The organism is Shewanella sp. NFH-SH190041 (assembly GCF_024363255.1).
GTDB lineage: Bacteria > Pseudomonadota > Gammaproteobacteria > Enterobacterales > Shewanellaceae > Shewanella.
Window position 1 is genome coordinate 1 of record NZ_AP026070.1, and the last position, 14873, is coordinate 14873.

11 protein-coding genes are annotated in these 14873 nt (G+C 49.3%); 5 read left to right on the top strand and 6 right to left on the bottom strand.

Features of this window, described 5'->3' with window-relative positions; genetic code table 11:
* The first annotated feature begins 31 nt into the window (after positions 1-31).
* The 4 genes from dnaA to gyrB are packed head-to-tail and all read left to right on the top strand — an operon-like array spanning position 32 to position 6107.
* The gene (dnaA, locus tag NFHSH190041_RS00005; RefSeq protein WP_261923306.1) at positions 32-1426 is read left to right on the top strand and encodes a chromosomal replication initiator protein DnaA; all 1395 of its coding nucleotides are present in this window, start codon (positions 32-34) and stop codon (positions 1424-1426) included.
* 18 nt (positions 1427-1444) lie between these two features.
* Positions 1445-2545, top strand: coding sequence for a DNA polymerase III subunit beta (dnaN, locus tag NFHSH190041_RS00010; RefSeq protein ID WP_261923307.1), 1101 nt, complete (start codon positions 1445-1447; stop codon positions 2543-2545).
* A 45-nt stretch (positions 2546-2590) separates the two neighbouring features.
* Positions 2591-3673 carry a DNA replication/repair protein RecF gene (gene recF, locus NFHSH190041_RS00015; protein ID WP_261923308.1) on the top strand — a complete coding sequence of 361 codons (1083 nt, stop codon included), beginning with the start codon at positions 2591-2593 and terminating at the stop codon, positions 3671-3673.
* 16 nt (positions 3674-3689) lie between these two features.
* Complete coding sequence (gene gyrB / locus NFHSH190041_RS00020) at positions 3690-6107, top strand: DNA topoisomerase (ATP-hydrolyzing) subunit B (protein ID WP_261923309.1); 2418 nt, start codon at positions 3690-3692, stop codon at positions 6105-6107.
* Positions 6108-6244: 137 nt separating this feature from the next.
* Here the strand turns inward: gyrB and glyS are convergent, their stop codons facing one another.
* Positions 6245-8314, bottom strand: a complete 2070-nt coding sequence (gene glyS / locus NFHSH190041_RS00025) for a glycine--tRNA ligase subunit beta (RefSeq protein WP_261923310.1) — start codon at positions 8312-8314, stop codon at positions 6245-6247.
* Positions 8315-8327: 13 nt separating this feature from the next.
* Entirely contained in the window at positions 8328-9233 is a 906-nt protein-coding gene (gene glyQ, locus NFHSH190041_RS00030) for a glycine--tRNA ligase subunit alpha (RefSeq protein WP_261923311.1), read from the bottom strand.
* Between the two features lie 151 nt (positions 9234-9384).
* Here glyQ and NFHSH190041_RS00035 point away from each other — a divergent pair, with 151 nt between their 5' ends.
* Positions 9385-9981, top strand: coding sequence for a DNA-3-methyladenine glycosylase I (locus NFHSH190041_RS00035; RefSeq protein WP_261923312.1), 597 nt, complete (start codon positions 9385-9387; stop codon positions 9979-9981).
* Between the two features lie 279 nt (positions 9982-10260).
* Here the strand turns inward: NFHSH190041_RS00035 and NFHSH190041_RS00040 are convergent, their stop codons facing one another.
* The 4 genes from NFHSH190041_RS00040 to fadB form a co-directional block, all read right to left on the bottom strand.
* Positions 10261-10698, bottom strand: coding sequence for an MOSC domain-containing protein (locus NFHSH190041_RS00040; RefSeq protein ID WP_261923313.1), 438 nt, complete (start codon positions 10696-10698; stop codon positions 10261-10263).
* Between the two features lie 15 nt (positions 10699-10713).
* Complete coding sequence (tusA, locus tag NFHSH190041_RS00045; protein WP_261923314.1) at positions 10714-10959, bottom strand: sulfurtransferase TusA; 246 nt, start codon at positions 10957-10959, stop codon at positions 10714-10716.
* A 524-nt stretch (positions 10960-11483) separates the two neighbouring features.
* Complete coding sequence (gene fadA, locus NFHSH190041_RS00050; RefSeq protein ID WP_261923315.1) at positions 11484-12647, bottom strand: acetyl-CoA C-acyltransferase FadA; 1164 nt, start codon at positions 12645-12647, stop codon at positions 11484-11486.
* Between the two features lie 16 nt (positions 12648-12663).
* Entirely contained in the window at positions 12664-14817 is a 2154-nt protein-coding gene (gene fadB, locus NFHSH190041_RS00055) for a fatty acid oxidation complex subunit alpha FadB (RefSeq protein ID WP_261923316.1), read from the bottom strand.
* Between the last annotated feature and the right edge of the window lie 56 nt (positions 14818-14873).

Sequence of the window (14873 nt, forward strand, 5' to 3'; positions counted from 1 at the left end):
CTTTCGGTTGATCTTTTTGGGGATAAGTTCAGTGGCTGTTTCACTTTGGCAACAATGTATCGGACGACTGCAGGATGAGCTTTCTGCTCAGCAGTTCAGTATGTGGATTAGACCGTTACAAGCTGAAATGGATGGCGATACCCTGGTGCTGTATGCCCCCAACCGTTTTGTGTTGGATTGGGTTCGTGATAAATATTTAAATATTATCAACCAGTTCTTTATTGAGCAGTTGGGCAGTGATGCCCCAAAACTGCGGTTTGATATCGGCAGTCGTCCATCTGCCCGCAGCGCGGCACCCACGCCAGCTGCACGTACCACAAGTTATAGTGCACCCGTGAGCAGCAAGCCGGCGGTCAGTGCCACCTTTAATGCGCCGGTTGAGCCGGCTCCCGCCATGCCGGGACACCGCAGTAATATCAATCCAACTTACCAGTTTGATAACTTTGTTGAGGGTAAATCCAACCAGTTAGGTAAGGCCGCGGCAATGCAGGTATCTGAGAATCCTGGTGGCGCTTATAACCCGCTGTTCCTTTATGGCGGCACTGGTTTGGGTAAAACACACCTGCTGCACGCCGTTGGTAATGGCATTATTAAAAACAACCCGAATGCTAAGGTGGTTTACATGCATTCGGAGCGGTTTGTGCAGGACATGGTAAAAGCACTGCAAAATAATGCGATCGAAGAATTTAAACGTTATTACCGCAGTGTGGATGCCCTGTTTATTGACGATATCCAATTCTTTGCGAACAAAGACAGATCTCAGGAAGAATTTTTCCATACTTTCAACGCATTGCTTGAAGGTAATCACCAGATTATTCTGACTTCAGACCGCTACCCGAAAGAAATTGACGGGGTGGAAGATCGGCTTAAGTCCCGCTTTGGTTGGGGCTTAACCGTGGCCATTGAGCCGCCAGAGCTGGAAACCCGGGTGGCAATTTTGATGCGTAAGGCTCAGGAGAGTGGCATTAATCTGCCGGACGAAGTGGCATTCTTTATTGCCAAGCGACTGAGATCGAATGTGCGGGAATTGGAAGGCGCCCTGAACCGGGTGATCGCCAATGCCAATTTTACCGGCCGACCAATCACGATTGATTTTGTTCGGGAAGCATTGCGGGACTTGTTGGCACTGCAAGAGAAGCTCGTCACCATCGATAATATTCAAAAGACGGTGGCGGAATACTACAAAATTAAGATGGCGGATATGTTGTCCAAACGTCGTTCGCGCAGTGTTGCGCGACCAAGACAGATGGCGATGGCGTTATCGAAAGAGTTAACCAACCAGAGTCTGCCGGAAATCGGTGATGCCTTTGGTGGTCGTGACCATACAACGGTACTGCATGCCTGTCGTAAGATCGCGCAGCTGCGGGAAGAGAGTCACGACATTAAAGAAGATTACGCGAACTTGATCAGAACCTTATCTTCTTAATACAGGGAACTGAAGACCATGAAATTTTCGATTGATAGGGATGCCCTGTTAAAGCCGCTGCAGTTAGTCAGCGGGGCAGTGGAGCGCCGTCATAATCTACCGATTTTGTCCAACCTCCTTGTGGAAGTCAGTCCCCAGTCACTTAAATTGACCGGTACCGATCTTGAAGTTGAATTGGTTGGTGAAGCACCGGTACAGGGCGATATTGAACCGGGACGTACTACTGTGCCGGCAAAAAAATTGCTTGATATTGTTAAGTCTCTGCCAGAGCAGACTGAGCTGAAGATTGAACAGCAAGACAATAAATGGTTGTTGCGCTGTGGTCGTAGTCGGTTTTCTTTGGCCACCTTGCCTGCGGAAGAGTATCCCAATGTGGATGCTTTTCAGAGTGAGATAGAGTTCACCCTTAAGCAGGGCATGCTTAAATCCTTGATTGATGCCACGCAGTTCTCTATGGCCAACCAAGATGTGCGTTATTACCTCAATGGGCTGTTGTTGGAGACAGAAGGTAATATGTTGCGGGCGGTCGCTACTGATGGCCACCGTTTGGCATTGAGTCACCGGGTGCTGGAGGCTAACCTGCCAGAAAAGCAAGTGATCGTTCCTCGCAAAGGGGTGGTTGAGCTGTCACGGCTGTTGGATAACGATGAGCAGGATATTCAGATTGCCATCGGGGAAAATGCCATTCGAGCGACCACTGCAACGGCGGTCTTTACCAGTAAACTGGTGGACGGTCGCTTCCCGGATTACCGCCGGGTACTGCCGAAAGGCGGCGATAAAATTGTGATTGCTGGGCGCAATCAGTTCAAACAGGCGCTAATGCGAGCTTCGATTCTATCCAATGAAAAATTCCGTGGGGTACGTATTCAGCTGGAGCAGAACCTGCTGAAAATTACCGCCAACAACCCTGAACAGGAAGAAGCGGAAGAGATCATTGATGTGGAATATCAGGCGCAGCCATTGGAGATTGGCTTTAACGTATCTTATCTGTTGGATGTACTGAACAGTCTGCGCAGTGAAGATGTTCGTATTACCCTGATCGACGGTAACTCCAGTGCATTGATTGAAAACCACGTGGAAGAAGATTCTATGTACGTGGTCATGCCAATGCGTCTTTAATCAGGATGTCAGCCAGTCACAGAGGCTGGCTGCATGTGGTATTGCATGAGCCTGAACCGCCTTACTATTGAAGCGTTCCGCAACATTGATTCAGCCCAATTGCTACCCGGCACTGGGCTGAATTTGATCTACGGCCAGAATGGCAGTGGCAAAACCAGTATTCTGGAAGCCATTTACTTTTTAGGCATGGGGCGTTCTTTTCGCAGTCACCTATCACAACGGGTGATCCAAACCGATGCCGGTATGCTCACTGTCTTTGCGGCACTAAGTCAGGATAATGGTGATGGGAAAATTGGCTTTCGCCGTTACCGTAATGGGGATACCGAGGTCAAAATTGATGGCTGCAAAGTTCGCCGCTTATCGGTATTGGCTGAAACCTTACCTATCCAAGTCATCACACCGGAAAGTTTTTCATTGCTGTTTGAAGGACCCAAGTCCCGTCGCCAGTTTATCGATTGGGGGGCTTTCCATGCTGAACCCCATTTTTACCAAGCTTGGGTTAATACCCGGCGTATTCTCAAGCAGCGTAATCAGCTGCTACGGGATGGTGCCGATTACCAGAATATTCAGTTCTGGGACCGGGAGTTGGTGCGTTATGCCGAGCAGGTTACCGAGATACGAAAAGCATATGTAGACTCGTTAAATGAACTGCTTAAGGGTATAATCGGAGAGTTTTTACCACAGGTTAGCGTTAAGGTTTCTTTTACCCGTGGATGGGACAGTAAAACGGATTTGGCTCAATTACTTGAAGACCAATATCAGCGTGATTTATCCATGGGGCATACCGTTAGCGGTCCCCACAAAGCGGATTTGCGTTTACGGGTCGGTATTTTGCCGGCTCAGGATGCTTTATCCCGCGGACAGCTAAAGCTTTTAGTGTGTGCATTACGCATCGCACAGGGCAAGCTGCTGAAGCAGCAAACCGATAAAAACAGTATTTATCTGGTGGATGATTTGCCATCAGAGTTGGACGCCGATCACAGGCGACTGTTGCTGAAGCAGTTAACCGATACGGGGGCACAGATATTTGTCACCGCCATCGAACCTACAGCCATAGTTGACTCGCTCCATCAGGCTCCCAGCAGGGTGTTCCATGTGGAACATGGGCGTGTAACGCAAGTTGAATAAACGACGAGAGAATAATATGTCAGAGAATAGTTACGATTCTTCGAGCATTAAGGTACTGAAAGGCCTTGATGCAGTACGTAAAAGACCTGGGATGTATATTGGTGACACAGACGATGGCACTGGCCTGCATCACATGGTATTCGAAGTAGTCGATAACTCTATCGATGAAGCGTTGGCCGGTTACTGCAGTGATATCACCATCACTATTCACACGGACGGGTCTGTTTCCGTGCAGGATGATGGCCGGGGTATCCCGGTGGCGCTGCACCCGGAAGAAGGGGTGTCTGCTGCTGAAGTGATTATGACAATACTGCACGCCGGTGGTAAGTTCGATGACAACTCTTATAAGGTGTCCGGCGGTCTGCACGGTGTGGGTGTGTCGGTTGTTAACGCACTGTCTGAAAAGCTGCAGCTGACTATTCGCCGGGATGGCAAAGTCCATGAGCAGTTTTATACCCATGGAGTACCAGATGCACCTATCGCTGTGGTAGGTGAAGCCAGCTCAACCGGTACGGCTATCCGTTTTTGGCCTAGTAAAGAAACCTTCTCCGATGTTGAGTTTCATTACGAAATTCTTGCCAAGCGGGTACGTGAATTGTCCTTCTTGAACTCAGGCGTTGGTATTCGCCTGATGGATGAGCGGGATCATAAAGATGAATTCTTTAAATACGAAGGTGGTATCAGTGCCTTTGTTGATTATTTGAATCGCAATAAAACCCCGGTAAACAAAGATGTTTTCCACTTCACTGCCGAGCGTGAAGAAGATGGCATTACCGTGGAAGTAGCAATGCAGTGGAACGATGGTTTCCAAGAAAACATCTACTGCTTTACCAACAATATTCCTCAGCGTGATGGTGGTACCCACCTGGCCGGTTTCCGTGGTGCGCTGACCCGTAACCTGAATAACTATATGGAACGGGAAGGGTTTAATAAAAAGGGTAAAACCAGTGCCACAGGCGATGATGCCCGTGAAGGTTTGACAGCAGTTGTTTCGGTGAAGGTACCTGATCCTAAATTTAGCTCCCAAACTAAAGATAAATTGGTTTCGAGTGAAGTGAAAACCGCCGTTGAGCAGACCATGGGTGAGCAGCTCAATGACTACCTGCTGGAAAATCCTGCTGATGCCAAGATGATTGTTGGCAAGATTATCGATGCGGCGCGTGCCCGTGAAGCGGCTCGAAAAGCGCGGGAAATGACTCGCCGTAAAGGGGCACTGGATTTGGGTGGCCTGCCAGGTAAGTTGGCAGACTGTCAGGAAAAAGACCCTGGCCTTTCTGAAATTTACATTGTGGAGGGTGACTCTGCAGGCGGCTCAGCTAAGCAAGGACGTAACCGTAAGAACCAGGCTATTTTGCCGCTGAAAGGTAAGATCCTGAACGTGGAAAAAGCCCGCTTTGATAAGATGCTGTCTTCTCAGGAAGTGGCAACGCTGATCACGGCACTGGGCTGTGGTATCGGTCGTGATGAGTATGATCCAGATAAAACTCGTTATCACAATATCATCATCATGACGGATGCTGACGTCGACGGCTCGCACATTCGTACTTTGCTGTTGACCTTTTTCTTCCGTCAAATGCCTGAGCTGATTGAGCGTGGATTTATTTATATTGCTCAACCACCACTGTATAAAGTGAAAAAGGGTAAGCAAGAGCAGTATCTGAAAGATGAGGCTGCGCGGATTGAATATCTGACTACTCAGGCATTGGACAATGCGGCACTGTATTCAGCACCTGGTGCCCCAGCCATTAAGGGTGAGCATCTGGAGCGTCTGGTAAATCAGTACCGTGAAGTTGAAGCGGATCTGGAGCGTTTGTCTCACCGTTATCCTGTCGTGCTGACTGATCGCATGATCTATCAGGCCGGAGTCACCATGGCGATGCTAACCGATGAAGCGGCCATGCAGCGCTGGTGTGAAACCTTAGTGGCTGATTTGACTGAGCGTGAGTCCAGCGGTGTGCTGTACAGCTACTCTCTGAATCACAATGCTGAGCGCAATATTTTTGTACCAGCAATTACGATGCGTAAGCATGGTATCGATACCTGCTACAGCTTCAGTTATGAGTTCTTCCACTCTGTGGACTATCAGCGCATCGTTAAACTGGGTGAAGCGCTGGATACGCTAATTGAAGATGGCGGTTATGTTCAACGTGGTGAGCGTAGCAAGGAAGTCAGCAACTTTGTGGAAGCCCTGGAATGGTTGATGGCTGAATCCAAGCGCGGCCTGTATATGCAGCGTTATAAGGGGTTGGGTGAGATGAACCCTGAGCAGCTGTGGGAAACCACCATGGATCCTGAGCAGCGTCGTATGCTGCAGGTGACCATTGAAGATGCGATTGGTGCTGATCAACTGTTTACCACCTTGATGGGCGATCAGGTTGAACCTCGTCGTGACTTTATTGAAGCTAATGCCCTGAATGCAACGCTGGACGTTTAATTCGTCCGATTAGTTGTCATTGATTGATAATCCGCAGGCCAAGGCCTGCGGATTTTTTTATGTCTGGTATTTAGTGTAATAATACCAAGCATAAAAAAACGCGCCTAAATGGCGCGTTTTTCGTTAATGCTGAGCTATTACTGCAGCAGGGAAATATCCGCAACATGCAGGAATTGCTCACGTAACTGGTTTAGCAGAGCCAAACGGTTGTTACGCAGTGCCATATCGTCGGCCATGACCATTACATCTTCAAAGAAGTTGTCTACTGGTTCACGCAGGGTGGCCAGTAAGGTCAGAGCTTGTTGATATTCACCGGCTGCAAACAGTGGCTGCAGCTGAGGTTGCAGGGCTGTCAGCGCATCAGCGAGGGCTTTTTCTGCTGCTTCAGTCAGTAATTCTGGTTTGATGTCGGTTGGCAACTCGCCTTCAACTTTGGCCAGAATATTGGATACACGCTTGTTCGCTGCAGCCAATGCCAGCGCCGCATCCAGGGTGCGGAAGTGGGCAACGGCATGGATACGGGCATCAAAATCAGCAGGGCGGGTTGGACGGCGAGCCAATACCGCTAAGATCACATCAGTGCTGATGCCTTTGTCTTGATACCAAGCGCGGAAACGTGCCATCAGGAATTCCAGCACTTCTTCAGCGGTATTTGCATTGCTCAGGTTGTCACCGTGCAGGGCGATGCCTTTAGCAATCAGGTCAACCAGATCCAGTGGCAGTTTGTTTTCCACAATAATACGCAGTACGCCGATGGCTGCACGGCGAAGAGCAAATGGATCCGCTGCACCTTTTGGCGCTTGGCCGATACCAAAAATACCGGTCAGTGTATCCAGTTTTTCTGCCAGGGCCACAGCACAGGAAACACCGGCCGTTGGCACGGTATCACCAGAGAATTTTGGCTTGTACTGTTCATCCAGCGCAACTGCAACCGCTTCGGTTTCACCGTCTAGGCGGGCGTAATGCATGCCCATGGTGCCTTGAGTATCGGTAAATTCCATCACCATATTGGTCATCAGATCGGCTTTGGACAACAAACCTGCGCGCTCAGCATCCGCAGCGTTAGCACCGATTTGCGCGGCAATAAAGCCTGCCAGAGCAGAAATGCGTTCTACCCGGGCTTTCAGTGTGCCCAGCTTTTGCTGGAATACCACGGTTTCCAGGCTGGTCAGACGGGATGCCAAAGTCTGTTTTTTGTCGGTGTTGAAGAAGAACTCAGCGTCAGCTAGACGTGGACGAACGACTTTTTCGTTACCGGCAATAATCTGCTGAGGATCTTTGGACTCAATATTGGCCACAAAGATAAAGTTAGGCAGCAGCTTGCCGGCATCATCAAATACTGGGAAGTATTTTTGATCGCCTTTCATGGTGTAAACCAGTGCTTCAGCTGGAACGGCCAGGAATTTTTCTTCAAAGGCCGCGGTCAGCACCACTGGCCACTCAACCAAAGAGCTCACTTCTTCCAGCAGATCATCTTCAATATCAGCTTTGCCGCCGATTTGCTGGGCTGCCAGTTCGGCATCCGCTTTGATGATGGCCTTACGCTTGTCATAGTCGGCGATTACTTTACCGCGCTGCTCTAAGGCGGTGAGATAATTATCGGCATGCTCCAACTCAAAGCTGGATTCACCCATAAAGCGATGGCCACGGATAGTACAGGCGGACTGAATACCCAATACTTCACCGGCAACCACTTCATCATCTAACAGCATGGTGATGGTGTGAACTGGACGGATAAATTGAGTCTTGTTAGCACCCCAGCGCATAGGTTTAGGGATAGGCAGTTTATCCAGTGCGCGCTGCACCATATCAGGGATCAAGCTTTTGCTTTCAACGCCTTCTACTTTGGCGCGGTATACCAGCCATTCACCTTTATCTGTCACCAGACGTTCGGCCTGATCAACGGTAATACCGTTACCACGGGCCCAGCCTTGAGCTGCTTTGGTAGGGTTACCCTCGGCATCAAATGCTGAGCTCACAGCAGGGCCGCGCTTTTCAACGATTTTGTCTTCCTGAGCCAGTGCCAGCTGATCAATTTTGATCGCCAGACGGCGTGGCGCAGCGTACCAGTGTCTGCTGCTGAAAGGCAGATCGGCTTTTTTCAGCTCATCGGTAAAGTTTGCCAGCAGGGATTGCGCTAAGTTGCGCAGTGCTTTCGGTGGCAGTTCTTCAGTACCGATTTCAATGAGTAAGTTTGCAAATTTCATCTGTGTGTTACCTCTACTTACACATAGGGAAGCCAAGCGCTTCACGGGAGTGGTAATAAGCTTCAGCCACGGCTTTGGCCAATGTCCGTACGCGCAGAATGTAGCGCTGACGCTCGGTCACAGAGATGGCGTGACGGGCATCGAGCAGGTTGAATGCATGGGAAGCTTTCATTACCTGTTCGTAAGCTGGCAGAGGTAACGGTGTTTCCAGCGACAGCAGATGCTGACAGGTCTTTTCACACTGATCAAACAGGCCGAATAGGAAGTCTACGTCAGCATGTTCAAAGTTATAGGTAGATTGTTCTACTTCATTCTGATGGAACACATCACCATAAGTGATGCGACCCAGCGGTCCGTCAGTCCAAACCAGATCGTAAACACTGTCCACACCCTGGATGTACATTGCCAGACGCTCCAGACCATAGGTCAGTTCGCCGGTAACTGGAGAGCATTCTAAGCCACCAACTTGTTGGAAGTAGGTGAACTGACTGACTTCCATGCCGTTAAGCCAGATTTCCCAACCCAGACCCCAGGCGCCCAGTGTTGGCGACTCCCAGTTGTCTTCCACGAAGCGAATGTCGTGAACTTGTGGGTCGATCCCCAGCGCTTCCAATGAGCCTAAGTACAGTTCTTGGATGTTGTCAGGGGAAGGCTTGAGTACTACCTGGAACTGATAGTAGTGCTGCAGACGGTTAGGGTTATCACCATAACGACCGTCAGTTGGGCGGCGGGAAGGCTGCACATAAGCACTGCTCATTGGCTCGGGGCCCAGAGAACGCAGGAAGGTCTGAGGGTGGAACGTACCAGCACCCACTTCCATATCTAAGGGTTGGACAATGGCGCAGCCTTGCTGCGCCCAATATTCCTGCAGGGTCAGGATAAAACCCTGGAATGTTTTTACGTCGTGTTTGCTAGTCATATTTCCGCTGTCAGGCTGAATATAGAAAATGGTTCAGATTATACCTTGTCGCTCTGGTCTTATGTAGGTTAATTTTTAACGTATTGACCCAGTTCATATATCAGAGATAACCAATCAAGCAACCCGTAAACAAATGTATATGGAGGTGTGTATGACGACCCCTGTCCGCTGTGGTTGGGTCACCGCTGATCCCTTGTATCTTGATTATCATGATCAAGTCTGGGGTCGGCCGGTTTATGACAACCTGACGCTATTTGGTAAGTTGTGTTTTGATGGGCAACAGGTGGGATTATCATGGTTAACCATACTAAAAAAACAACAGCGCTATGAGCAGGTTTTTGCTGGATTTGATCCGAAAATAATTGCCCAGTTTGATAGCCATAGGGTAGAAGTGCTGATGCAAGATCGCGGTATTGTGCGCAACCGAATGAAAATCAACAGCATCATTACCAATGCGCGGGCTTATCTTGCCATGGCCGAGACGGGTGAAGACTTCAGTCAGTTTCTCTGGCAATTTGTTGATGGTGTACCGCAACAGCATTTTTTCAGCCGCCATCAGGACATTCCCGCTAGCACTGAAGTCTCTATCGCTTTATCCAAAGCACTCAAACAGCGTGGCTTTAGTTTTGTCGGCCCCACTATTGTCTATGCCTTTATGCAAGCTGTGGGGATGGTTAATGATCATCTCGTGGATTGCCACTGTTATCAGGACTGTGCTCGATTGGGTCAGGCTAACATTAGCGGATAGTTGGTATATGTTTCACGTGGAACATACTCGGTACATTGATGTTGGCAGATCAATATGCAAGGAATATTTCGCGGTAGAAGTTTAAGTTAGCTGTTCGCCTCTGGGGCGCTAAGAGAGTTACAGGCTTTCTGTAAGTGTTTAAGTGACGGGCTGTAGATGCTCTATTGTGGGTGTTTGACTATGTGTGCTGGTTTGTTTTTCGATAGTTGGTATTTGCGGCTCTGAGACGATGGCTCAGAGCCGATGTAATAAGTCGCCTGACTTATCACTGGATTGTTCTTACCTGATGTCGACCTTATCGCCAACGGCAATCTCACCCGGGGTGACAACTTGGCAGGTAACGCCAGCCAGATAATTACCTGTGAGCAATTGCTTTAAACCGGGGGCTGCATCATCCATACGATTGCAGGGCGCGGTTTCGCCGGTGATCAGCAGTGTTAGCTTGCCAATCTGTAATTGTTTGTCGATATCTGTGCTGGAAAAGTTGTAATCATCTACGAGTAAGTTAGCTCGGCGACTGAGCCAAGATAGCGATAGGCCAAGCTGGGCACATGCATGTTGCCACTGTTGTTGTGATACCAGGGTTACTTGACGTGGACCTGGTTTGCCACGCACATCTCCGATTATGCCAGCTTCACAACTCACGTTGGTTTGCTGTAGTTCTAGCATCGGGCCACGTTTTTCCGCTTTATATGCAATGCCGATAAGCTTGGTCATTTTGCTCCCCTTAGATTACAAGCCCTTTTTGATCAGGTATTGATAGGGTGTGCTGTCGGTTTGACTCGCCAGCAGGGTGTGATCCATAAACTGACAGAAGCTAGGAATATCACGGGTCGTTGCCGGATCATCAGCAATAATCAGCAAGGTTTCACCTTCTGCCATATGACGGACTGTTTTACGTACCATCATAACTGGCTCGGGACAGCGCAGGCCCAGTGCATCTAATTGGTGTTGTGCCGCAGCGAATTGGTCGCTCATAAACCCTCTGTGATAATAAAAATCAAAGTGGGTAATTTTACTCCAGCATATGGCATAAACCAAGGGTGCAAGCCTTGGCACCACCACACACTATTCAATTATGCGGTTTGTCAGTCATGGTTGTGGCCATAGATGACTGTGCAATTGCTGCAGCTTGTTTGAATCGGATGATGATGGTTAGTTGAACAACAAAGGTAGTTATCCCTGAGCGTTAATAACGTAAATGTGCAGAGAGTAGCGTGAATGTTTCACGTGGAACATCGACTTTGATGATGTTGTCAGTGTAAAAGCAAAATCATCAGGGGCGTACTCTGTTTGCTCTGATTCTAGTATGCCGAGTACAAATGAATTATTGGGTGATGCGGGGTGATAAAGCCAAGCTATTTAGCCGATGTATTAACAGAGTTCCACGTGGAACATTACTGCATATAAATACTTATGGCGAAGAAGGGGTGAGCTTGCGAAGCCCAGTGTTGGGCAATAAAAAGGCCGGCTAATGCCGGCCCAAATGGTTAAGTAAGGAATTAGACCCGCTCAAACACTGTGGCTATGCCTTGGCCTAAACCAATACACATGGTTGCCAACCCATACTTGGCATCCTTATATTCCATCAGATTGATCAGCGTGGTTGAGATGCGAGCACCAGAACAGCCTAAAGGGTGGCCTAAGGCGATAGCACCGCCATTTAGGTTTATCTTTTCATCCACAACTTCCATTAGCCCCAGATCTTTTACGCAAGGTAAAGATTGCGCCGCGAATGCTTCATTTAACTCAATAACATCCATGTCCGTGATTGCCAGTCCAGCCCGAGCTAATGCTTTCTGTGTTGCCGGGACAGGGCCGTAACCCATAATTGCTGGGTCACACCCGGCAACGGCCATTGACTTAATACGGGCTCGGATCGTCAAACCGAGTGCTTTGGCTTTTTCCTCCTCCATTACCAACATGGCAGAGGCTCCATCAGATAGCGCTGATGATGTGCCTGCGGTAACAGTACCATTGACTGGGTCAAAGACAGGGCGCAGGCTGGCCAGAGACTCGATAGATGTTTCAGGGCGAATCACTTCATCATAATCCACCTTGATTAGGGCACCGTCTGCATCATGGCCTTCAATAGCAACAATCTCATTAGCGAAGCGGCCTTCAATACTGGCTGCATGGGCACGTTGGTGGGAGCGTACGGCAAACTCATCTTGCATTGCCCGGCTGATATTATGCATACGACCAAGCATTTCGGCAGTCAGCCCCATCATGGCAGAAGCCTTGGCGACCTTGTTTGCCAGTGCTGGATGGAAGTCGACACCATGGTTCATGGGAACATGGCCCATATGCTCGACACCACCAATAATGAAGGTATCACCCATGCCCGTCATAATGGCGCGAGCTGCCTGATGCAGCGCTTCCATTGAGGAGCCACATAGTCGGTTTACTGTTACGGCGCCCGCTTGCTTTGGAATACCTGCCAGCAAAGAGGCATTACGGGCGATATTGAAGCCCTGTTCCAGCGTTTGTTGTACACAGCCCCAGATCACATCTTCAATGTCATTGGCATCAACCTTGGGGTTGCGGGTTAGCAGGGCTTTCATGAGTTCGGCGGATAGGGTTTCAGCTCTAACGTTACGAAAGACTCCCCCTTTGGAGCGGCCCATGGGAGTGCGGATACAATCGACGATTACGGCTTGTTTCATTTTTATTTCCTCTCCCTTAGCCTGCTTGATAATAGCTGCCATTATTAGCGGCTAATTCACGCATCTTGTCCGTGACCTGGTATAGACCGCCCAGGTGTGCATACTTATCTGCCAGCGCAACAAAGTTGGTTACACCCATGGTATCCAAATATCGGAAAACGCCACCGCGGAACATGGGGAAGCCCAGCCCATAAATCAGCCCCATATCGGCCTCAGCCGGTGAAGCAATAATGCCTTCTTCTAAACAGCGGACGGTTTCGATAATCATGGGGATCATGGTGCGAGCGATAATTTCATCACTGCTAAAGGCCTTGGTATCACCATACTCAGTATTCAGCAGATTAATGGCCACTGCATCTAACTCTTTTTTGGGCTTACCGCGTTTATCCATGGTGTAGTTGTAGAAGCCTTTCCCATTTTTTTGTCCCAACCGCTGATGATCAAACATGATATCGATAGCATCTCGCCCTGTTTTCCCCATGCGGTCTGGGAAGCCCTCAGCCATAACCGCCTGTGCATGGTGAGCGGTATCCAGGCCAACCACATCGAGCAGATAAGCAGGCCCCATAGGCCAACCAAATTGTTTTTCCATTACCTTATCAATGGCAGAAAAATCTCCTCCATCAGCGAGCAAGCCATTGAAGCCAGCAAAATAGGGGAAGAGTACCCGGTTAACGAAAAAGCCTGGGCAGTCATTCACTACAATTGGCGTTTTGCCCATCTTACTGGCATAAGCCACCACTGAAGCAACGGTTGCATCTGTGGTGTGTTCGCCCCGGATCACTTCAACCAGTGGCATTCTGTGTACGGGGTTAAAGAAGTGCATCCCACAAAAGCGCGCCGGATTTTTCATGCTCTTGGCGAGCAGATCAATCGAGATGGTGGAGGTGTTAGAAGCGATAATAGCGTTGTTGCTAACCTGAGCTTCAACCTCAGCTAACACCATGGATTTTACTTTGGGGTTTTCAACTACTGCTTCAACAACTACATCAGCTTGGGCCAATGGGGCGTAGTCCAGAGCAGGGGTGATATTATTGAGTACTCCGGCCATCTTGGCGGGGGTTGAACGACCGCGTTCTACCTGTTTGGACAGTAATTTGGCCGCCTCATTCAGCCCTAAATCAAGCGCGTCTTGGGCGATATCTTTCATGACGATAGGGGTGCCTTTACTGGCACTTTGATAAGCGATACCACCGCCCATAATACCGGCACCTAAAACGGCGGCTTGGTTTATTGGACTGGCTTGTTTGGCCGTTTTCTTAGCTTTGCCTTTTACCAGTTGGTCATTGAGGAATAAGCCTATAAGCGCCGTTGCCACATCTGTTTTGGCTAATTGGGCAAAAGCTTGGTGTTCTACCTGCAGGGCGTCGGCGCGATTCATTCCGGCCGTGGCTTCTACAACATCTACCGCCGCCATGGGGGCAGGATAATGTTTGCCGGCCAATTTAAACACCATGCCTTTAGCGGTAGTAAAGCTCATGGTGGCTTCCAATTTGGGCAATGTCAGCGCTACTTGTTTGCGCTGGCGACGGCTTTGCCAATCGAGCTTGCCCTTGATGGCATCATTGAGCATATTCAGTCCGGCTTGGTGCAGTTTATCCGGAGCTACGACCGCATCGAGGGCACCCACCGCCAGTGCGGCATCTGGGCGTTGTTCTTTCCCTGACGTGATCCATTCTAAGGCATTATCGACACCTATGATTCTTGGCAAACGGACTGTGCCACCAAAGCCTGGGATAATACCGAGTTTGGTTTCTGGCAGCCCAATGCGGGCGCTGGTATCTGCAATACGCAGGTCGGTGGCGAGAATCGTTTCACAGCCACCACCTAAGGCAAAGCCATTAATCGCTGACAAGGTCGGAAAAGGCAGATCTTCGAGCTTATTAAACACGGCATTGGCCTGTGCTAGCCACTCGAGCAACACATCTTCACTTTGAGCGAATAAGCCGAGGAATTCAGTAATATCAGCCCCGACGATAAAGGCGTCTTTACCACTTGTCAGTAATAAACCTTTGACCTCTTCGTGGGTCAGGATGGCGTCCAGTGCCTTATCCAAGGCGGAAAGAGTGTCACGGTCAAACTTGTTGACTGAGCCCGGGGCATTGAAACAGAGGCGGGCAATTTGGTTGGGCAGAAGTTCGACCTCAATAGGGGTACTTTGGTAGATCATTGCTTGCTTCCTTTTTGCTCTGGTGTGGCACGGGGATATCTCCCCCGATACCTGTC